Genomic DNA, 20,756 nt, shown 5'->3' with positions numbered 1-20,756 from the left:
CCCGCACCATCCGGGCGGTGACGAGCCCGCTCGAGCGCCTCAAACTGCTGATGGAGGGCGCCGACACCGGGGCCTGACCCGGTGTCGCGTCCTCATCTGGAGATCGCCGACATCCTCCGCCGGCACGGCGTAGCTTGGCGAGCCGCCCAGGCCGGCCACGTCAGCCTCGGCCAGCTCAAGGTGATGTCGGCCATCGAGACCTGTCGCACCGCGGCGCTCGGCGGCCACGTCGAGGCCTGCGAGGGCTGCCGCCACACTCGCGTCGCCTACAACTCCTGCCGCAACCGGCACTGCCCCAAGTGCCAGGGCGCGGCCGCGCGCGAGTGGCTGGCGGCGCGGGCGGCCGACCTGCTGCCCGTCGGCTACTTCCACGTCTTGTTTACGGTCCCGGCCGAGATCGCCGACATCGCCTTCACCAACAAGGCCCCGGTCTACGACCTGCTGTTCCGCGCCGCATCGGAAACCATGCTGACGATTGCCGCCGACCCGCGCCACCTCGGCGCCCGCATCGGCATCACGGCCGTGCTCCACACCTGGGGCTCGGCCCTGACCCACCACCCGCACGTCCGCATGATCGTGCCCGGCGGCGGCATCTCGCTCGACAGCACGCGCTGGGTGTCCTCGCGGCCCGCCTTCCTGCTGCCCGTCCACGTGCTCGGCAAGCTGTTCCGCCGGCTGTTCCTCACCGGCCTGACCGCACTCCATGTCGCGGGCCGCCTCCGCTTCTTCGGCGACAGGGCCGGGTTGAGCGACCCGCAGGCCTTCGAGCGCCACCTCGCGCCCGTCAGGGCAGCGAAGTGGGTCGTGTACAGCAAGCCGCCTTTCGATGGCCCGGAAGCCGTGCTGGCCTACCTGTCGCGCTACACGCACCATGTCGCCATCTCGAACCGGCGCCTGATCGGGATGGACCAGGACGGCATCACGTTCCGCTACAAGGACTATCGCCGCGACGGCGACGCCCGCCACCGCACCATGACGCTGTGGGCCGACGAGTTCATCCGCCGCTTCCTCGTCCATGTCCTGCCCAGGGGCTTCCACCGCATCCGCCACTACGGCCTGCTCGCCACGGGCCGGTGCAAGGCCAACATCGCCCGCGCCCGCGAACTGCTCGCCGTCCCCGCACCGCCCGTGGTCCCCAAGCCGGCCTCTTCGGCGGAACGCCGCACCCTATGCCCCTGCTGCGGCGGGCGCATGCTGATGATCGAGAGCTTCAAGGGCACGGTCCGCGCCCGGGCTCCGCCCTCGCACCGATGGAGAGCCGGATGAAGGCGCCGTGACCCGGCACGGCCAGATCCAGCACAGGGCGGAAGCGACGCCGCTTCGGCCATCGGACACGCTCGCCCTCACGGCGTCCGGCATCGTCCGCAACGAGCCCGGGACAGCACCATCGGCCTGCCAGCAGCGGCGGCGAACCTCAATGGCATCACCTGCGGACCGAGATCACGCCTCGTCCGGCTACGGGTCCGCCCGTCTGGACTGGCCGCGGCGCCTCCGCGCGCTCGCCCGTCTCGCCAAATCCCCATAGCGCGAGGCGACCCCCGCGCGTTCGTCCTTGGGCGGCTTACCGACGGCGGCCCTCAGCCTGGACGCTCGGCCAGTGCCGGCCGCCGTCCGTAACCCTTCACCAGGTCGGTCGTTTATCGATCGATCAGGTCTCTCCTCTGAAGCGGACGTTCAGGCCAATCCTGACCGGCCCCCATCTCCTAAGGGGACTGCCGGTCCGCAACTTCGTGCGCGTCTATCGGGCTCACGGCCGGCCCTGAAGATTTCATGAAGAATGCCGAACAAGAAAAGGGGCCCACTCGGTGCCGCATCGGCTGAGGAGGCGGGAAAGAAGCGTCGTATCCAACCAGGGCACCGGCGCTCAGGGAGGGCTAGGGCGACTTTGATAAGGCGTCGCGCCGCGAGTTCCCCAGGCATCTAAGTCGAATTGCAGCGCCGGCCCGAACGCACGATTGTCACCGATACTCCGCGCGTATCTGCTCAACCCGGCGCGGGGCTTTGGCACCCGGATAGCGTGTTGAGGATGGCCGCGTAGGCGTCGACGCCGGAGCGTGCGGCCGTGCCCACGACGGATCTGACACCGGCGAAAAGGTCTGCGCCCCATTGCGAGCGGAAGCCGCCGGTGACTTTCCGGTGGGTGGCGGTAGGCCGGAGTTCGCGCTCGGAGCCGTTGTTGTCGGGCGGCGCATCGGGATGGATCAGGAAGGTGAAGAGGTCGCCCCGGACCTTGCCGTAACGCTTCCGGAGGCGCTGGCCGTGCCGGTTCGTGGGGCCGAGCGCCATGATGGCGTCGAGGTCTCGATCGAGGCGGTTCCTGTACTGGCGGCGGGTGCTGGCCGCCAGGGCCTTGCGTCGCCGTGCCAGGAGGACGGCGCGCAACAGCAGCGCCTTCATGCGAGGCGCGAAGATGGTGTCGCCGGCGTCGATGGCGAACTGGCAATCGCGGAGTTGGTGGGCGAGGCAGACCTGCCACAGGTCGGCATGGCCCTGCTGGGCTCCGAAGAGGTCCGATACCCAGATCGTGGGGCGGTGGCCGCCCATCACCTCGGCCACGACGCCCGCGCCTCGGCTCTTGCGGACGACATGGATCACCACCTGCTCGTTCTGGAACACCCAGTTCCAGCAGGTCCGCCCGTCGATCCGCACGCTCGTCTCGTCCGAGCACACGATCCGCGACCGGCGCAGCCGGGCCAAGATAGCGGCGGTGGCGTCGTCAAAGGCCGGCTTGGCCCGGCGGAACAGGGCATCGAGCGCTCCCTCGCTGACGGCGAGGCTGAACAAATGCTCGAACAGGCGCCGCAGGCGTTGGTAGCTGATGGCGTGGGTGAAGCGCAGGTACAGCGCCATGGCGACGATGCTTGGGCCGAAGGGCGTGCCCTCCTCCATCCCGTCCGGAACCGGCGCCAGGGTGGTACCGCCGCAGCAGGAGCAGTGTCCGGCGTAGCGCTCCACGCGCGTCACCACGGGGCGCACGCGCGGCAGCTCGATCTTGTCGTAGCGGCTGTGGAGGTGGTGATCCGCCTCGCCGAGTTCCGTGCCGCAGTGCCGGCATCCGGCCGCCTTGGCGCTCACCACCTGATCGGGCTCCGCCATCAGGCTGCGGCCGCCGCCCTTGCGGCCCAGACTGCCCTTGCGCGGGCCGGCGGGCTTCGACGTGTCGGACCGGTTCGGCTTCTGCCCCTTGGACGGCGGCAGGCTGGAGTTGTCCGGCGTCTTCGGCGGACCCAGCCGCTGCTCCAGGGCGGTGAGCCGCGCCGTCAGCGACACCACCTGCTCCCACAGCGCGACGATCAACGCGTCCTTCTGCGCGTGGCTCAGCGTCGAAAGATCCGGCAGCGGGGGAACGACCATGCGAGGGTTGAATCCCGCAACAGGCAAACCGTCAAGCCCAGCTCCCTGCCGCAGTTCCAAGCCCGATCACGACGCCAGCTACCCAGCAGGATGAGCAGTTACCTCCGCGCGGCGGCAGGGATCGGCCCTGTCGGGGTCCGCTCTGGATGACCAGAAACCATCCAGAATGGATACATCTTCGGTTCCCTCGTGCCGTGTCGGGCAGCTAGACTTTGGGGATGGGACGCCGTCGTCCGAGGTCTCGGGTCGACATGACCGCTCATCATCGCCCCAGTGAGAAACGTTTCGAGCTGCGTGGGCAGGTCGCCCGCCAAGGCGTACTCAGTCTGGCGTCCCGCGCAGCGAAGGGAGGACCATCATGTCCAGCGTCGGCCGCATGAAGGCGGTGTTCCTCCCCGGCGATAAGCGCGTCGAGATCAGGGCCGTGGAGGTGCCAACCCCCGGCCCCGGGGAGGTGCTGATCGCCGTGAGGGCGTCCTGCATCTGCCGGAGCGACCTGTCGCTCTATTACGGGAACGCCGTGGTGGGCGGCGGCGCGGCCGGGTCCTGCGTGACCGGTCACGAACCCTCGGGCGACGTCGCCGCTGTCGGCCCCGGCGTCGATCAGATCGCTGTCGGGGACCGCGTGGCGGTCTATCTCGGCATCGGCTGCGGCATCTGCGAGTTCTGCCGCCAGGGCAACTACTTCCTCTGCCCACGGTGGAGCTGCATCGGCTTCACGGCGGACGGCGGCAACGCCGAATACATCGTCGTGCCCGAGCGCAACTGCCTCAAGATCCCGGACTGGATGTCCTACGTCGCGGCGGCGATCTCCACCGACGCTTTCGGCACCCTGTACAGCGCCTGCAAGAAGCTCGGCATCTCCGGGGCGAGCGTGCTCGGCATCTGGGGGCTCGGCCCGATGGGCACGGCCGGCGTGCTGGCCGCCAAAGCCCTCGGCGCGCGCGTGGCCGTGTTCGATCCGCTCGCGGAGCGCCGCGACTTCGCGGTCGGGCTCGGGGCGGACCGGGCCTTCGACCCCGCCGCCGCGGGCGTGCGGGACGACCTCGACGCCTTCACCGACGGAGCCGGCCTCACGGCCGCGATCGACTGCTCCGGCAGCACCGGCGCCCACAACATGGCGCTCGACGCTGTGCGCCCCAACGGCAAGGTCGCCTTCATCGGCGAATGCCGGGAAAGCACCATCCGGCCGAGCGACCAGTTGATCCGCAAACAGATCACGCTGATGGGCTCATGGTACTTCAACGCCTTCGAGTACGCCGAGATCCTGCGCGTGCTGAAGAGCGCGAAGATCGACCTCGAGCGCCTCGCGACCCACCGCTTCAGCCTCGACGAGGCGGAGACAGCCTTCCGCCTTTTTGACGAGCGCAAAACCGAGAAAGCCGTCTTCATCGTCTGACACGGCGCCTGGCTGATCACAGCCGGCGATCGGGTGGTGAGTCCGCGCAGGGATCGATCTCATGGCCTTTAAGTTCAAATACGCCTTCAATACCTGGTGCTACTCGAGCTTCCCGGTGTGGGTCCCCTCCTACACCCTCGACGAGGCCATCAAGCGCATCGCCCGCGCGGGCTACGACGGCATCGAGATCGGCTGCGCGGCCCCGCATGCTTGGCCGGCCCACCTCGATCGGCAGCGCCGCGTGGACATCCGGTCTCTGCTGGCCGACCACAACCTCGACGCCGTCAGCCTGCTGCCGGCTCCGGGCGGCGGCCCCGGCAACAACATCACCTCGCCGATGCGCGAGGAGCGGGTCGCCACGATCGCCCACTACAAGGAGGTGATCGACCTCGCCCACGACCTCGGCGCGGGCAAGGTGCTCTACATCGCGGGCTGGCGCGTCTTCGGCACGCCGTACCAGCAGGCCTGGGACTGGACGCTCGCCGCCCTGCGGGAGCTCGGCCCCTATGCGGCCGACAGGGGCATAACCCTCTGCATCGAGAACACCGCCGCCGACAGCAACCTCGTCGACACGGCCGGGCAAGCCCTGATGCTGCGGGACGAGGTGGGCCTCGACAACGTCCAGCTTATGTTCGACACCTATCACGCGCTCTACCGCAACGAGGTCAGCTCCGACCAGGTCTACGAGATCGGCCGGCACCTGAAGCACGTCCACTTCGCCGACGCGGGCCGGGCGCCCCCGGGCGAAGGAGTGGTGGACTGGGTCGGCGTGCTGCAGGCCCTCAAGGACGTCGACTTCGACGGCTATTGCACGATGGAGATCGGCTTCGCCCGGCGCGACGCCGAGCCCGACCGCTACGCCCGCAACGCCATCCGATACCTCAAGAGCATCGAGCACCAGGTGCTCTGAGACCGGCGTCGGCCGGCGGCGGGGCGATCCGCGCGGGCGCACCGGCACAGATACGACAGCTACAACAACAACGACAGCAGCGACAGGGAGGACGACATGACGTTTGACGGCACGTTCGACGACAAGGGCCTGTCCAGGCGCGCCCTCCTGCGGGGCGGCGCGGCGCTCGCCGGCGGCGCGGCCTTCACCGGCCTGACGGGCGCGCCGGCGATGGCGGCGGACGCCGCCAAGCCCGACAGGCTGACGATGCTTTACGCGACGTCGGAAGCCGACTCCGACGCCATCAAGGCGGCCTTGCCCGCGTTCAAGCAGGCCTTCGGCTTCGACATCGCGCTCGACACGATGCCCTACAACGCGCTGCAGCAGAAGGCCTTCGCCGAGCTCGCCTCGGAAAGCCCCTACTACGACATCATGATCGTCGATACGCCGTGGATGCCGGCGTTGACCAACAAGATCCTGCCCATCACCGACATGATCCTCGATCCGCGGGCGAACGAGGGGCTCGACATCACGGACTTCATCCCGAAGGTTTTCTACGACACGGCTGTCTACCGGCGCGATAACAGCGCCCTGCACTTTAAGGACGACGCGGCGATCGATCCTGCCAAGATCAAAGCTGAGGGCTTCGACATCTACGGTCTCCCCGTGCAGTCCAACGTCCTCACCATGGCCTATCGCAAGGACCTGTTCGAGGACGCCGCGCTCAAGGCCGCCTACAGGACCAAGTTCGGCAGCGACCTCGCCCCGCCCGCGACCTGGGACGAGTTTGCCCAGGTGGCCGAGTTCATGACCGATTCGGCCAAGCGCCGCTGGGGCACGACTCTAATGGCCGGCACCGGCGACTGGGCGACCGACGACTTCAAGACGCTCCTCGCCGGATTCGGCGGCGACGGCCACCTCGTCAGCGACACATTTGAGCCGGTGTTCGACTCGCCCGAAGGCGTGAAGGCGCTCACGTATTACGCGAAGCTGATCGCCAAGAAGGTGGTCCCGCCCGGCACGACCTCGGCGAGCTGGGACACGGCCGCGACCTCGTTCGGCTCCGGCCTCACCGCCATGAGCATGAACTACCACTCCGAAACGTTGAACCCGACCGTCAAGGGTGAGATCGCCTATGCCATGGTGCCGAAGGGCGTGGCGCGCGGTCCGCATTTCGGCACCTGGATGCTGTCGGTGAACAGCTATTCCAAGAACAAAGACTGGGCGTTCCGAGCGATCAAGTGGTTCACCAGCCGGGAAACGCAGACGAAAGCGCTGGCCTCGCAGTTGCACCCCACGCGGCTGTCGGTCTACGCGGCTGCCGCGGCGGACCCGGGCATCGTCGCCAAGTTCGGCAACTTCTACGACGTGCTCGGCCAGTCGCTGCAGGTCGGGGTCGGCCGGCCGCGCCTGACCAACTACGCCGACATCGACCGCACCGTCTGGGTCGCGGTCAACGACGCGGCGCGCGGGGCCGCGACGCCCGAGGCGGCCCTGAAGGGCGCGGCAGCCGAGGTCGCCACGCTGCTCCAGCAGGCCGGCTACAAGAGGTCATGACCGTCGTCCGGACCGGCCTCCGCGCGCGACCTGCGGCGGCGCGGACGCGGTCCACGCCGTCCCGGCGGGCGCTGAAGGCGTGGGGGTTCATGCTCCCCGCCGGGGCGCTCCTGCTCGCCATGACGGTGGTGCCGACGCTCTACCTCGCCTATTGCGCGTTCCGGCACGAGGATCTGCTCGGGCCGAACTCCCGCTGGGTCGGGCTCGAAAACTTCAGGCACGTGCTCGGCGATCCGAACATCTGGGCGGACGCGCTGACCACCCTGCAGTTCGTGGCGCTCGCCGTCGCGGTCGAGATGGCGCTGGGTCTGGGGCTGGCCCTGATGCTCAGCCGCAAGCTCGCCGAGACCGACCTCCTCACCGCCCTGTTCATCCTGCCGCTCGGGGTCACGCCCGTGGTGTCGGCGTTGGTGTTCCGCGTTCTGCTCGACCCCGCCTACGGCTGGGTCGACTATTATCTGCAGAGCTGGGGCCTGATCGACCAGCCGATCGACTGGTTCGGGGAACCGTTCTACGCGTGGACGGCGGTCATCGGCCTCGACGTGTGGCAGTGGACGCCGTTCGTGGCCCTGATCCTGCTCGCGGGTCTGCAGGGCGTGCCGAGCGAGCCCAAGGAGGCGGCGCGGCTCGACGGCGCCAACGCGCTGCAGCTGTTCTGGCACATCATCCTGCCGTTCATGGCGCCGTTCCTCGCCATCGCGCTGGTGTTCCGCGCCATCGAGGCCTTCAAAACCTTCGGCAGCGTCTTCGTGCTGACGGGCGGCGGGCCGGGCACCTCGACATCGCTCATCAACCTCGACCTATACCGCATCGCGCTGCAGAACTTCGACATCGGGGCCGCGGCCGCTCTCGGCATCTGCTTCCTCGTCGTGCTGTCCCTCATCATGGGCCGGCTGCTCGCGGTGCTGAACCGCAACACCGATATCCTCGAGGACTGATCGCATGCGGCGCTTCCTCGCCGACACCCTTTTCCGCCTGCTGCTTTGGGGAGCGGCGATCATCGCCCTGTTCCCGGTGATCTGGGTGGTCCTCACCTCGATCAAGCCGCCCGAACTCAGCCAGGCGCTCCCGCCGGTCTGGGACTTCGCGCCCACGCTGCAGAGCTACCGCGACGTGCTCGGCGGCAACACCTACACGTCGCAGGCCTTCGGCACGCTGCTGATGCACAGCCTAATCGTCACCGTCGCCTCGACGCTGCTCGGCCTCGCCCTGGGTGTGCCCGCGGCCTATGCGTTGGCCCGGTTCCGTTTCAGGGGCAAGAGGGGGACCGCGAACTGGATCCTGTCCACCATCATGTTCCCCCCGGCCGTCTCGGTGGTGCCGGTGTTCATCTTCGCGTCCAAGCTCGGCCTCACTGACACGTTCCCCGTGCTCGTCGTGCCCTACGCCGCCTTCAACCTGCCGATGGTGATCTGGATGCTGCGCAGCTTCATCAAGCAGATCCCGCACGAGATCGAGGAAGCCGCAATGGTGGACGGCGCGAGCCAGGGCGCCGTGCTCCGGTACATTGTCCTTCCGCTGCTGATGCCGGGCATCGTGGCCGCGAGCCTGCTCAGCGCCATGTTGGCCTGGAACGAGTTCCTGTTCGCCCTGACGCTCACGCGCTCGGCCGCCAAGACCGCGCCCGTCGGGATCAGCGAGTTCACCAACATGTACGGAACGCAGTGGGGCAGCCTCACCGCCGCCGCCACCGTGACGGTGGCGCCGATCCTGCTCGCGACGCTGGTGCTGCGCCGTCGGCTGGTCGAGGGCCTCACCTTCGGCGCGGTCAAATAACCTCCGGGCGCGCGCCGCGGGCACGAGGGAGAGCCGCCGCGCGCCCCGCCACGCGGGCAGGCATGCACCATGCGCTCATGCCTTTCGATCCTCGCCAGCCCGCAGCGGGGAAGGCCGCAGCCCCCTCCGGACTGCGGGCCGGGGGAGCCCGGCGCGCCTATATGGCAGGTCATTGCGGACGACACGAAGGTCCGCGAAATCTGCGGCGGAAGCTGCGGGTCTCTCGACCAGGAAACGGCATGAAGGCGAAGCGCCCCACACCGGAAGCGACCAGCGCCACGGCCCGACGTGGCGCCCCGGTCGATCCAGTCCTGCTTTCGCCGGAAGGGCCGTATGAGACAGACCGGACGGAGCGTGCCGGACGTCCGGCCGGCCGCGACCCTTTCCGGTTTCCCGATCTCGTCCTCGCCATCCAGGAGATGCGCCAGACCACGCTCGGGCTCAGCCACGGCGAGCGCGAGCTGCGCATGGTCGTCGAGCTCGTGCGCAGCCACGATCTCGGCCGCGTCGTGACGAGCACGTCGCTGGCCGCCTCATCGGGCCTGACCTACGGCACCGCGATGCGGGCCATCGACGACCTGATCAAGCGCGGCTTCATCGTCAAGCGCCCGAAGACGGAGACCGATCGCTCCTTCTCGCTGCATCCCTCGCTCGACCTCCTCGCGCGCTGGCAGCAGTTCGCGCGCGTGGCCGAGGATCTGATGCGGCACCAGTTCGCGTCCGAGTCGGCCGAACAGCCGCCGCCCCGCGCCCGGTCCGTCAAGATGGACCCTAGCGTGGTCGCTCCCTTGCCCGTGCTCGACCTGAAGCTGCCGCTCGGGCGGGCCCTGCGCGTCCTGGTGCACGCCGACCCGACCTTCGCGGCGATGAACACCCTGCGCCGGCATTTCGAGATGGTCCTCGGCGTGCCCATCACCAGCCGGGCCCTGTCGATCGATCGACTGCGGGCGGAGATCATCGCCAACAGCCGGCGATCCGCGTCCAACTACGACATCGTCGCCTGCGACCTGCCCTGGTTCGGCGAGATGGCCCAAGCCAACCGCTTCGTCCCGCTCGACGACCTGTCCGCGACCTCGCCCCTGGATGCCGCGGACATCTATCCCGACGCGCTGGCCAGTTCGCGTGTGCACGGCCGTCAGCTCGGCGTGCCGATCATGACCACGGCCGAACTCCTGGTGTACCGGACCGACTTGCTGGGCGACGCCGGCATTGACCCACCCCGCACGACCGCCGCGCTGATCGCCGCCGCGCGGCGCCTGCACGCCCCCGCTCGCGGTCTGAGCGGCATCGCCTGGAACGGCGGCCGCGGCACGCCCGTGGGCCACACGTTCATCATGACCATGAGTGCCTTCGGACGACCGATACTCGACCTCAGGCGCACCCCCGATGGTTTCGATGCGGAACGGATCTCGGGCGAGGAGATGCGGCCGGCGTTTCTGTCCGCCGAGGCGCGCGAAACCGCCGCCTACCTTCAGGAGCTCAAGGCCTTTTCCGCGCCCGAGGTCCTGAAGATGGCTTGGTACGACCGTGCCGTCGCCTACGCGCAGGGCCGAGCCGCCATGGCCTACTCGCACACGCTGCTCGCGCCCCTCTTCGAGGTCGACGTCCGGGCGCCGGCCTATCGACGGACTGGCTATCTGCCGCACCCCGCAGGCCCGCTCGGCCGGCCCATCGTGCCGATGGGCGGATACGCCCTGGCGATCCCCGCCAACATCGCCCCGGACCGCGTCGCGCCGGTGTGGAACGCGCTGCGCACGCTGACGTCGGCTAGCGCTTCGAAGCTCTACCTCGTGAACGGCAGCCTCGCCAGCCCGCGCATCAGCGTGAGCAAGGACCCCGACATACGCGCCCTGTCCCCGGTCATCGGCGCGGTCGACGCATTCAACCATCAGGGCATCTTCCGCATGTGGCCCCGCCCGCCCGCCCCCTGCATCGCCGATGTGATCGCCATCGCCGGGGACGAGATCCACAACCTGCTCGCGGGCGGCAAAAGCGTGAGCCAGGCCCTGATCGATGCCCAGAACAGGGCGGACCGGGTGATGCGGTCGCAGGGCTTCTATTGAGCCGAGCGTTCCCGTGCCCCCTCGTCTCGCGCGGGCCGGCCTGACGGCGGTCCCACTCGGGGATCCATACGCCGCCGTGCTCCAGCCCGGCACCCAAACGCCCCGTTCCATCCAGCTTGGATGAACCAGGCGTGGACGCCGACCCGGATCCGTTCCACCGAGGGGTACACCACGCACGCGAGAGGGCGGAATGGCTGACCGGGTTAGATGGGGGGTGCTCGGCGCCGCCGGGATCGCCAGGATCGCGCTGATCCCCGCCATGCGTGCCGCCCGCAACGCGCGCCTGGCCGCCCTCGCCAGCCGTGATCCGGCGCAGGCGGCTCTCGATCTCGCCGGCCTCGACGTGCCGCGCATCGTGCCGGGCTACGAGGCGCTGATCCACGATCCCGCGATCGATGCCGTCTACATCCCGCTGCCCAACCACATGCATGCCGAATGGGCGATGCGCGCCGCCGACGCCGGCAAGGCCGTGCTGGTCGAGAAGCCCATTGGGCTCGACGAGGCCGAGGCGCGGCGCGTGTTCGACCATTGCGCGGCCCGCAGGGCGCCGGTGATGGAGGGGTTCATGTACCGCTTCCACCCCCAGCACGCCCGCGTGCTGCAGCTAATCGCGGAGGGCGTCATCGGCGAGGTCCGCGAGGTCAGGGCCCATCTGTCGGTCGATCTCATGAGCGGCGGCGACACCGGCAACGTCCGCTTCAAGCCGGCCTGGGGCGGCGGCACGCTGCTCGACATGGGCTGCTACACGACCGAGATCGCGCGCATGATCTTCGGGTGCGAGCCGCGGTCCGTGCGGGCTTGGTGGGACCTCGATCCCGATCTGGGCATCGATCTCACGACGGTCGCCATCCTGGATTTCGGCGACGGGCGTGTCGGGACGGTGAGCTCGTCCTTCAAGGCGAATGCCCAGGGTCGCTACGAGGTCATCGGCACCAAAGGCACGATCGAGGTGCCGCGCGGCATCATCCCGGGGCTGACCACCCGTGTGTCCGAGACGGTCATCGTGGTGATGGACGGCGACGGCCACCGCCGCGAAGAAGAACTGCCGGCCGCCGACCACTACCAGCTCATGCTCGAAGCGTTCGGCGACGCCATCCTGTCGGGCGACCCCGCGCCCCGGACAGCGGCCCAGTCGCTCGGCAACATGCGCGTGCTCGATGCGATCGCCCGCGCGGCGCGCGACGGATGTCCCGTCCCGATAACGGATGTTTGAAGCCGTCCAAATTGGATGGAATAAGGTCTTTTCTGGTCTGGACAAGCCGTGTCGTCGAGCGGCATCTTGATTAGCTTAGACGAAAATAACAACGGGTCGGAGTTTCCGCCCCGAAGATCAGTCGGGAGGGAGTGAGATGATCGAGCCTCGATCAGATACCGCTGCGCGACCTTATCCCTTGCTGTTCAGCCCGCTCGCGATCCGGCGCGCGACGATCCGCAACCGCTTCGTCTTCCAGCCCCATTTCACCGCCCTCGGTTCGCTCGACGGCATGCCGACCGACGATCACGTCGCCTATTACGAGGACCGCGCCCGCGGCGGCGCCGGCCTGATCGTCGTCGAGAGCCAGGCCATCCATCCCACCGGGAAGATGTCCCGCCGCTTCGTCGACGCCTGGGACCCCGCGGTCGTGCCGGGCCTGCGCCGCATCACCGGGGCGGCCCACGCCCACGGCGCCACGATCTTCTCGCAGCTCACCCACGGCGGCCACACCTCGCTGGAACACCCGCCCCACATCATGTGGGCGCCGACGCAGATGCCGGAGCCTTCGAGCCGCTTCTCGACCAAGGCCATGGACCCCGCCGATATCCGGGCCACGATCGACGGCTTCGCCGCCAGCGCCCGCAACGCCGTCGACGGCGGCTTCGACGGCATCGAGATCAAAATCGCCCATGACGGGCTGCTTCGCTCCTTTGCGTCGCCGTTTTTCAACCGCCGCACGGACGGCTACGGCGGCTCATTCGAGAACCGCATGCGCCTCTCCTACGAGGTGCTGGAGGCGATCCGCCGCGCGGTCGGCGACGGCGTCCCGGTCGGCGTGCGCATCTGCCTCGACGAGTTCACGGCCTTCGGCTACGACCTCGACTATGGCCTCGAGATGGTCCGCGCGCTCGAGGCGACAGGGCTCATCGACTATTTCAACGCGGATGCCGGCTCGTTCTCCTCGTACTGGATGGAGATCCCGCCCGCCGCCGTCCACACCGCGGATTTCGAGCGCCTGAGCCGGGCTCTCAAGGCGACCAGCAAGCTCCCCTGCGTCGCCTTCGGGCGCATCAGCCCGCCGAGCCGCGGCGAGGAGATGCTGCGCACCGGCGCCTGCGACATGATCGGCATGGCCCGCCAGCTCATCGCCGATCCCGACACGCCCAACAAACTGATGGTGGGGCGCGCCGACCTCGTCCGCCTGTGCGTCGCCTGCAACGACGCCTGCATCTTCCAGGTCGGCCAGGAGAAGGCTGTCAGGTGCATCCACAACCCCGGCGCCGGGCGCGAGCGCCAGCTCAACGAGCGATTCCTGCCGCCGGCCGCGCAGGCGCGGCGCGTCGTCGTGGTCGGTGCAGGGCCCGGGGGCCTGAAGGTCGCTGAGATCGCGGCCCGACGCGGCCACGACGTCACCGTCCTGGAGCGCGACCGCCAGCTCGGCGGCCAGGTCCGGCTCGCCGCGGGCCAGCCGGAGCACGCGCTGGTCGGCGAGGTCGTCTCGTATCTCGAAGCCTCGGGCGCCGAGCACGGCGTCACCATCCGCCGCAACACCACCGCCACCCTCGACCTGCTGCGCGGGCTCGGCGCCGAGGTGATTGTGGTGGCGACCGGCTCCGAGCCCAACCTGCCGCGCCCGAACATGCGCGACGGCGGCGCGCCGCCGTTGTCGCTCGGCATGGGCCGCACGGTTCTGCCGACGGTGCCGGGGCTCGACCAGAGCTTCGTCGCCTCGTCCGACGAGGTCATGTCGGGTGCGAGGCAGCCGCGCGGCCACGTGCTGGTCGTGGACGAGAACGGCCATTGGGAAGCGGCCGGCACCGCAGAATACCTCGCCGACCAGGGCTGCACGGTCACGGTCATCGCCTCGCACAGCCTGATCGGCGAAGACCTCGAGGGCGGCGTCCGCACGCTCTTCTATCGCCGCGCCGCCATCAAGGGCATCACCCTGCGCGCCGGTCTGGTGCTCCTGGAGGTCGGCGAGAACCGGGTGAAGGTCGGCAAGACCTTCAGCTCGGGCGACGCGACCGGCTGGGGCAAATACGTCCTGCTGCCGACGGACCAGGAGTGGATCGAGGACGTGGACTGGGTCGTGCCCGTCATCGGCCGCCGCTCCCGCGAGGACCTGTTCCTCGAACTGCAGGGCGCCGACGGCTTCGAGGGCGTGCGGATCGAGCGCGTGGGCGACTGCATCGTTCCGCGCCTGATCCAGAGCACGATCCTGGACGCCACCACCCTCGCCATCACGCTCTGAGGCGCCGCGCGATGCCAGCCGCCGACGCGATGTGCCCCGCCGCGATCCTGGCGGTGAAGGGCGTCACCAAGTCCTTCCCCGGCGTCCTGGCGCTGGACGGCGTCAGCTTCGAGGTCCGCGCCGGCGAGGTGAACGCGCTGGTCGGCGAGAACGGGGCCGGCAAGTCGACGCTCATCAAGCTGATGGCCGGCTTTCACGCCCCGGACGCCGGCAGCATCACGGTGGGCGGCGCGCTGCTGCACCCGGATCCAGCCGCCGCGCACGAGGCGGGCATCGCCACCATCCACCAGGAATCCCACCTCGTGCCCGGCATGACGGTGGCCGAGAACATCGCGTTGGGCCGCTGGCCCACGCGTTTTGGCCTCGTGTCGCGCGCCGCCCAGTTCGAGCGGGCGCGTGCCGTGCTCACCCAGGTCGCCCCGGGACTGCCGCCGGACGAGCTCGCCCGCCGCCTCTCGCCCGCCGAGCAGCAGCTCGTCGAGATCGCCCGCGCAGTGGCCGAGGACAGCCGCGTCCTGATCATGGACGAGCCGACCACCTCGCTGTCCGGCCCCGAGATCGACCAGCTCTTCGCCGTCGTGCGCGCGCTCCGGGCTAGGGGCCTCGGCATCGTCTTCGTTTCGCACTGGCTGGAGGAAGTCTTCGCCATCGCCGACCGCGTGACGGTGCTTCGCGACGGCCGCTTCGTCGGCAGCCGGGCCGCCGCCGACCTCGACACCGACAAGGTCGTCACCATGATGGTCGGCCGGCCTGTCGAGGCGATGCGCGCCGCGGCCCGCCCGCTCGGCTCCCCGGTGCTCGAGGTCGACGGCCTCACCCGCCTGGGCATGATCGACGACGTGTCCTTCACGGTGCGGGCCGGCGAGATTGTCGGTCTGGCGGGCCTGGTCGGCGCCGGCCGGTCGGAGACGGCCGCCTGCATCTTCGGCATCGACCCCTACGACCGGGGCGCGGTGTCGATCGGCGGCACGCCCGTCCCGCGCGGCGGGCCCACCGCCGCGATCGCGGCCGGCATGGCCCTCCTGCCCGAGGACCGGCGTCAGCAGGGCCTCGTGTCCAAGCTCAGCGTGCGCTCGAACGCGACCCTCGCGGTGCTCGACCGCATCACCCGGCACGGCCTGATCTCGGGTGAGGCGGAGGACGGCATACTGCGCGAGGCCTCCGCCGGGCTGTCCATCAAGATGGCCTCGCCCGAGGTCCCGATTGCGACCCTGTCGGGCGGCAACCAGCAGAAGGTGATCCTCGCCCGCTGGCTCGCCCGCCGGCCCAAGCTGCTCATCCTCGACGAGCCCACCAAGGGCGTCGACATTGGCGCGAAGGCCGAGATCAGCGCCATCATCATCAAGCTGGCCGAGGCCGGCACGGCGATCCTGCTGATCTCCTCCGAAATGCCCGAGATCCTGTCCCTCAGCGACCGCGTGCTGGTGATGCGCGGCGGCCGGATCACGGCGGAGCTCGACCGCCCGGAGATCGCGGCGGAGACCATCATGACCTTCGCGACCACCGGCTGAAAGGGAGGTCAATTCGATGTCCACTGTGCAGACCAAGGCTCCCCGCGGGCCCGTCCCCGCCCGCCGGGGCGCCGGCCCGAACTGGGTCGACCTCGTGCAGGACCTCGGCCTACTGCTCGTGCTGCTCGCCGGAGGCGCCGCCATGACGTTCGCGTCCCCCGTCTTCTTCAGCCGCATCAACATCGAGAATCTGCTGTTCTCCTCCACCATCATCGCCGTGATGGCGATCGGCCAGACCTTCGTGATCCTGGTGGCCGGGATCGACCTGTCGGTCGGCGCCGTAATGGCCCTAGCGTCCGTGCTCGCGGTGGGCCTGCCCCTTCACTTCGGCGTCCCCGTGGGCGTCGCGGCGCTGGTCGCGCTCGCGGTCGGCGGCCTGCTCGGCCTCGTGAACGGCCTCAACGTCACGGTCGTCAAGATCCCGGCCCTGATCGCCACGCTCGCCATGCTCACAGTCGCGCGCGGCGTCGCCTTCATCTACTCGGGCGGGCAGAACATCGCGCCGGTACCGGACGTCTACGTCGATGTCCAGGCGGCGCGGGTGTTCGGCTTCCCGCTCATCATCCTGCTCACCGGGCTGCTCGCGGTCCTGGCCCACGTCGTGCTGGCGCGGACCCGCTTCGGGCGGGCCGTCTATGCTACCGGCGGCAACCCGGTCGCCTCCCGCCTCGCCGGCATCCGCACGACCCGCGTGGTCCTGCTCGCCTACGTGATCTCGGGCCTCGCCGCGGCGCTCGGCGGCCTGATGATATCGGCCCGGCTCGAGGCGGGTGCCGCGACGTCTGGCCAGGGCATGGAGCTCACCGTCATCTCGGCGGCGGTGATAGGCGGCGTCAGCCTCTTCGGCGGCGAGGGCAAGATCGCCGGCGTGATCCTCGGTGTGCTGCTGCTCGGCCTCGTCGGCAACGCCATCAACCTGCTCAACGTACCGCCGAACTACGACTACGTGGTCAGCGGCTTCGTGATCGCCGTCGCGGCGGCGCTCGACGTCTACCGGCGCCGCACCGTGGAAGCGAGCCTCAAGCGCCGCTCGGCCCTCGCCAAGAGATCGGAAGCCGGCGCGCGGCGCTGAGGCCCCGTCCGGCAGCCAAGACCATTTCAAGGGAGAGAACCATCATGTCGACAGCATGGACCCGCCGCGCCGCGCTCGGCGGCGCCGCGGCCCTGGCCCTCGCCGCCGCGACGGCGGCGCACCCCGCCTTCGCGGCGGCCGGCGACGCCAAGGGCAAGACGGTCGAGTACGTCACCTTCGGCCTGCAGTTCGAATACCAGGTCGCCATGGTCGACGGCATTAAGAAGAAGGCGGCCGAAGCCGGGGTGAAGCTCGACGTCATCGACGGCAAAGGCGACCCCAACATGCAGGTCAACGAGGTACTCGACGCCGTCACCAAGAAGCCCGACGCCCTGCTGATCAACCCTGTGGACGCCAAGCTGCTGGTGGCCGGCGTCAAGCGCGCCAACGAGGCCAAGGTCCCCGTGTTCATCATGGAGAACGCACCACCCGAGGGGAAATACCTGAGCTTCGTCGACTTCGACAACGAGGCGGGCGGTGCCATGGGGGCGGACGCCCTGGCAAAGGTCATCGGCGGCAAGGGCACGGTGCTCGAGGCGCGCGGCTCGACCGGCTCGGAAGCTGCGGAACTGCGCCACAAGGGCTTCGTCGACCGCATGAAGGCGGCGTATCCCGATATCACGGTCAAGTCGCTCAACACCGAGTGGGTCGCCGACACAGCCTACAAGATGGTGCTCGACGCCTTCACCCAGGATCCCGCCGTACGGGGCGTGTTCAGCCACAACGACGAGATGTTGCGCGGGGTGGCCTCGGCGCTCCGCCAGATCGGCAAGCTCAAGCCGGCCGGCGAGGAGGGGCACGTGGCGTTGGTCGGCCTCGACGGCACCCCACTCGCACTCAAGCGCATCCGCGACGGCGTGCAGGACGCCACCGTCGAGCAGAGCCCCTACGCAATGGGCGGCGCGATCTTCGACGCCATCGTGGCGCATTTCGAGGGCCGCCCCGTGCCCGAGAAGGCGCGCACGGAGCCGTCGCTGATCACCAAGGCGAACGTCGACGCGCTAGGTCACTGGGGCAACGCCAAGTGACTCCGCATCGACCGGCAGCCCTTGGGTTCGCGCCGTGTCGGAAGCGCACACCGACGACCTTGCGCAGGGAGGCTGCCTGATCGACCACGGCGCCGACATCCGGCCACTCGCTCGCTGCCTATGGCACGGGCACCATCTCCATCTCAACGACGCCGGCTCGAATGCTTCGCGACCAGGTGGCGTCACCTGGTCGCGAAGAGAACGCCCCAATTCAGGGCTCTGAGCATCGTTTTCCCGATCGACCTCGGCGCGCTGTCGCGGCCCGAGCGAGTTAAACAGGAGCCTTCATGCCCGCCACATTGAAGGGCCCCGGCCTCTTCCTGGCGCAGTTCGCCGGCGACGCCGCGCCCTTCGACACCTTCGACAACATCTGCCGCTGGGCGGCGGGACTCGGCTACAAGGGCGTGCAGATCCCAACCTGGGACCGCCGCCTGTTCGACCTGGCCCGCGCCGCGGAGTCGCAGGCCTACTGCGACGAGGTCGCCGGCACGGCCGCGGCGCACGGGCTCGTCGTAACCGAGCTGTCGACGCACCTGCAGGGCCAGCTCGTGGCCGTGAACCCCGCCTACGACGAAGCTTTCGACGCCTTCGCGCCCGAGGCCGTGCGGGGCCGCCCCGCCGAGCGACAGGCCTGGGCGGTGGAACAGGTGAGGCTCGCGGCGCGCGCGTCGCGCCGGCTCGGGCTCGCGGCCAGCGTGTCCTTCACGGGGGCGCTGCTGTGGCCGTTCGCCTATCCCTGGCCGCAGCGCCCGGCCGGCCTCGTCGAGGCGGGCTTCGCGGAGCTCGCGCGCCGCTGGCGCCCCATCCTCGATGCCTACGACGAGAACGGCTGCGACCTCGCCTTCGAGCTCCACCCCGGCGAGGACGTGTTCGACGGCGACAGCTTCGAGCAGTTCCTCGACGCGGCCGGCGGCCACCGGCGCCTCGCCATCAACTACGACCCCTCGCACTTCCTGCTGCAGGGCCTCGACTACCTCGGCTTCATCGACATCTACCACGCGCGCATCCGCGCCTTCCACGCCAAGGACGCCGAGTTCAACCCGACGGGGCGGCAGGGCTTCTACTCGGGCCTCCGGCCCTGGCTCGGCCGCGCCGCGCGCTTCCGCTCGCTCGGCGACGGGCAGGTGGACTTCGGCGGCGTGTTCTCGAGACTCGCCCAACATGGCTACGGCTCCTGGGCGGTGCTGGAATGGGAATGCTGCCTCAAGCACCCGGAGGACGGCGCGCGCGAGGGCGCGCGCTTCATCGCCGACCACATCATCCGGGTGACGGAGCGCGCCTTCGACGACTTCGCGGGCTCGGCGCCCGACGCGGCGCGCAACGATCGCCTGCTGGGCATCGATCGGGGGTGACCATGGCATCCAAGCACGAGGGCCGGCGCATCCGGCTCGGCATGGTGGGGGGCGGCGAGGGGGCTTTCATCGGCGCCGTGCACCGCATCGCGGCGCGGCTCGACGACCGCTACGAGCTCGTCGCCGGCGCCCTGTCGTCCACGCCCGAGCGGGCGGCCCGCTCGGCGGAAGCGCTCGGCCTTCCCCGCTCCTACCCTGACTTCGCTGCCATGGCGCGCGCGGAGGCGGCCCGCCCCGACGGCATCGAGGCGGTCAGCATCGTCACGCCGAACCACCTCCACGCCGCCGCGGCCCACGCCTTCCTCGACGCCGGCATCCACGTCGTCTGCGACAAGCCGATGACCGCGACGCTGGCGGAGGCGCGCGCCCTCGCCGACCACGCGCGCCGCTCCGGCCTCGTCTTCGCCCTCACGCACAACTACACCGGCTACCCGATGGTGCGCCAGGCGCGCGACATGGTGCGCGAGGGCATGCTCGGCGCGCTCCGGGTCGTGCAGGTCGAATATGCCCAGGACTGGCTCGCCGAGGCTTTCGAGGAGACCGGCAACAAGCAGGCGGGCTGGCGCACCGATCCCGCCCGGGCCGGCGCGGGCGGCTGCATCGGCGACATCGGCACCCACGCCTTCAACCTCGCCGCCTTCGTGACCGGCCTCGCGCTCGATGAGGTCAGCGCGGAGCTGACGGCCTTCGTGCCGGGCCGGCGGCTCGACGACGACGTGCGGGCGATGCTGCGCTACGCCGGCGGCGCGCGAGGCATGCTCTGGGCCAGCCAAGTCGCGGTCGGGGAGGAGAACGAGGTGCGCCTGCGCGTCTACGGCACGGCGGGCGGCCTCGACTGGTGCCAGCGCGACGCGAACCGGCTCAGCTACACGCCGCTCGGCGGCGTGCGGCAGACTCTGACCCGCAACGGCGCCGGCGCCGGCGAGGCGAACCGGCGGGCGTCCCGCGTGCCGGCCGGCCACCCGGAAGGCTACCTCGAAGGCTTCGCTAACATCTACGCCGACGCCGCCGACGCCATCCTGGCGGCACGGGCCGGGCGCGTCGGGGGGGACCCGGATTTCCCGTCGGTGGCGGACGGCGTCACGGGCCTGGGCTTCGTCGAGGCCGCTGTGCGGTCCTCGGCCGCGGGAGGGGCGTGGACGCGGCTGGCCTGAGGTGCAGAAGGGCAGCGTCCGTTTTGCCCCTTCGAAGTCCTAAGAGCGGCCGGACCGCTGTCCACCCACTTCTGCCGCTCCGACTGGTTCGATATGAGTGTACTCCAAGCGAACTAGGCGGTGAGCAGCTCAGCTCAGGCCGAGAGACGTGCCCG

15 protein-coding genes are annotated in these 20,756 nt (G+C 69.7%); 14 read left to right on the top strand and 1 reads right to left on the bottom strand.

Translation table 11 applies throughout. The features are described 5' to 3' along the window. Positions 1–81 precede the first annotated feature (81 nt). On the top strand, positions 82–1,266 hold the full coding sequence (locus D3273_RS25085) for an IS91 family transposase (protein ID WP_129229697.1): 1,185 nt from the start codon (positions 82–84) through the stop codon (positions 1,264–1,266). A 717-nt stretch (positions 1,267–1,983) separates the two neighbouring features. Here D3273_RS25085 and tnpC read toward each other — a convergent pair. Further along, complete coding sequence (gene tnpC, locus D3273_RS25080) at positions 1,984–3,354, bottom strand: IS66 family transposase (protein ID WP_129229696.1); 1,371 nt, start codon at positions 3,352–3,354, stop codon at positions 1,984–1,986. A gap of 358 nt (positions 3,355–3,712) precedes the next feature. Here tnpC and D3273_RS25075 point away from each other — a divergent pair, with 358 nt between their 5' ends. The 13 genes from D3273_RS25075 (at position 3,713) to D3273_RS25015 (ending at position 20,601) form a co-directional block, all read left to right on the top strand. Then, entirely contained in the window at positions 3,713–4,753 is a 1,041-nt protein-coding gene (locus tag D3273_RS25075; protein WP_207210898.1) for an alcohol dehydrogenase catalytic domain-containing protein, read from the top strand. A gap of 61 nt (positions 4,754–4,814) precedes the next feature. Then, a complete protein-coding gene (locus D3273_RS25070; protein WP_129229695.1) occupies positions 4,815–5,663 on the top strand; it encodes a sugar phosphate isomerase/epimerase family protein in 849 nt (282 codons plus the stop codon). Positions 5,664–5,759: 96 nt separating this feature from the next. Further along, the gene (locus tag D3273_RS25065) at positions 5,760–7,199 is read left to right on the top strand and encodes an ABC transporter substrate-binding protein (RefSeq protein ID WP_129229694.1); all 1,440 of its coding nucleotides are present in this window, start codon (positions 5,760–5,762) and stop codon (positions 7,197–7,199) included. 89 nt (positions 7,200–7,288) lie between these two features. After that, a complete protein-coding gene (locus D3273_RS25060) occupies positions 7,289–8,137 on the top strand; it encodes a carbohydrate ABC transporter permease (protein ID WP_207210897.1) in 849 nt (282 codons plus the stop codon). Between the two features lie 4 nt (positions 8,138–8,141). Next, positions 8,142–8,975 carry a carbohydrate ABC transporter permease gene (locus D3273_RS25055; RefSeq protein WP_129229692.1) on the top strand — a complete coding sequence of 278 codons (834 nt, stop codon included), beginning with the start codon at positions 8,142–8,144 and terminating at the stop codon, positions 8,973–8,975. A 239-nt stretch (positions 8,976–9,214) separates the two neighbouring features. After that, positions 9,215–11,038, top strand: a complete 1,824-nt coding sequence (locus tag D3273_RS25050) for an ABC transporter substrate-binding protein (RefSeq protein ID WP_165359684.1) — start codon at positions 9,215–9,217, stop codon at positions 11,036–11,038. Positions 11,039–11,228: 190 nt separating this feature from the next. Further along, positions 11,229–12,251 carry a Gfo/Idh/MocA family protein gene (locus D3273_RS25045; RefSeq protein ID WP_129229690.1) on the top strand — a complete coding sequence of 341 codons (1,023 nt, stop codon included), beginning with the start codon at positions 11,229–11,231 and terminating at the stop codon, positions 12,249–12,251. A gap of 178 nt (positions 12,252–12,429) precedes the next feature. Continuing rightward, positions 12,430–14,484: an oxidoreductase gene (locus tag D3273_RS25040; RefSeq protein WP_165359683.1), complete on the top strand. Its 2,055-nt coding sequence runs from the start codon at positions 12,430–12,432 to the stop codon at positions 14,482–14,484. 11 nt (positions 14,485–14,495) lie between these two features. Continuing rightward, positions 14,496–15,995, top strand: a complete 1,500-nt coding sequence (locus D3273_RS25035) for a sugar ABC transporter ATP-binding protein (RefSeq protein WP_129229688.1) — start codon at positions 14,496–14,498, stop codon at positions 15,993–15,995. A gap of 16 nt (positions 15,996–16,011) precedes the next feature. Then, the gene (locus D3273_RS25030; RefSeq protein ID WP_129229687.1) at positions 16,012–17,067 is read left to right on the top strand and encodes an ABC transporter permease; all 1,056 of its coding nucleotides are present in this window, start codon (positions 16,012–16,014) and stop codon (positions 17,065–17,067) included. 44 nt (positions 17,068–17,111) lie between these two features. Beyond that, positions 17,112–18,095 (top strand): sugar ABC transporter substrate-binding protein, encoded by a 984-nt coding sequence (locus D3273_RS25025; RefSeq protein ID WP_129229686.1) that lies wholly within the window; start codon positions 17,112–17,114, stop codon positions 18,093–18,095. Between the two features lie 287 nt (positions 18,096–18,382). Continuing rightward, positions 18,383–19,447, top strand: a complete 1,065-nt coding sequence (locus D3273_RS25020) for a sugar phosphate isomerase/epimerase family protein (RefSeq protein WP_129229685.1) — start codon at positions 18,383–18,385, stop codon at positions 19,445–19,447. 2 nt (positions 19,448–19,449) lie between these two features. After that, the gene (locus D3273_RS25015) at positions 19,450–20,601 is read left to right on the top strand and encodes a Gfo/Idh/MocA family protein (RefSeq protein WP_129229684.1); all 1,152 of its coding nucleotides are present in this window, start codon (positions 19,450–19,452) and stop codon (positions 20,599–20,601) included. Positions 20,602–20,756 lie beyond the last annotated feature (155 nt).

Origin of the sequence: Lichenibacterium minor, assembly GCF_004137685.1 — a bacterium.
Taxonomy (GTDB): domain Bacteria; phylum Pseudomonadota; class Alphaproteobacteria; order Rhizobiales; family Beijerinckiaceae; genus Lichenihabitans; species Lichenihabitans minor.
This window is presented reverse-complemented; position numbering and strand designations above follow the sequence as displayed.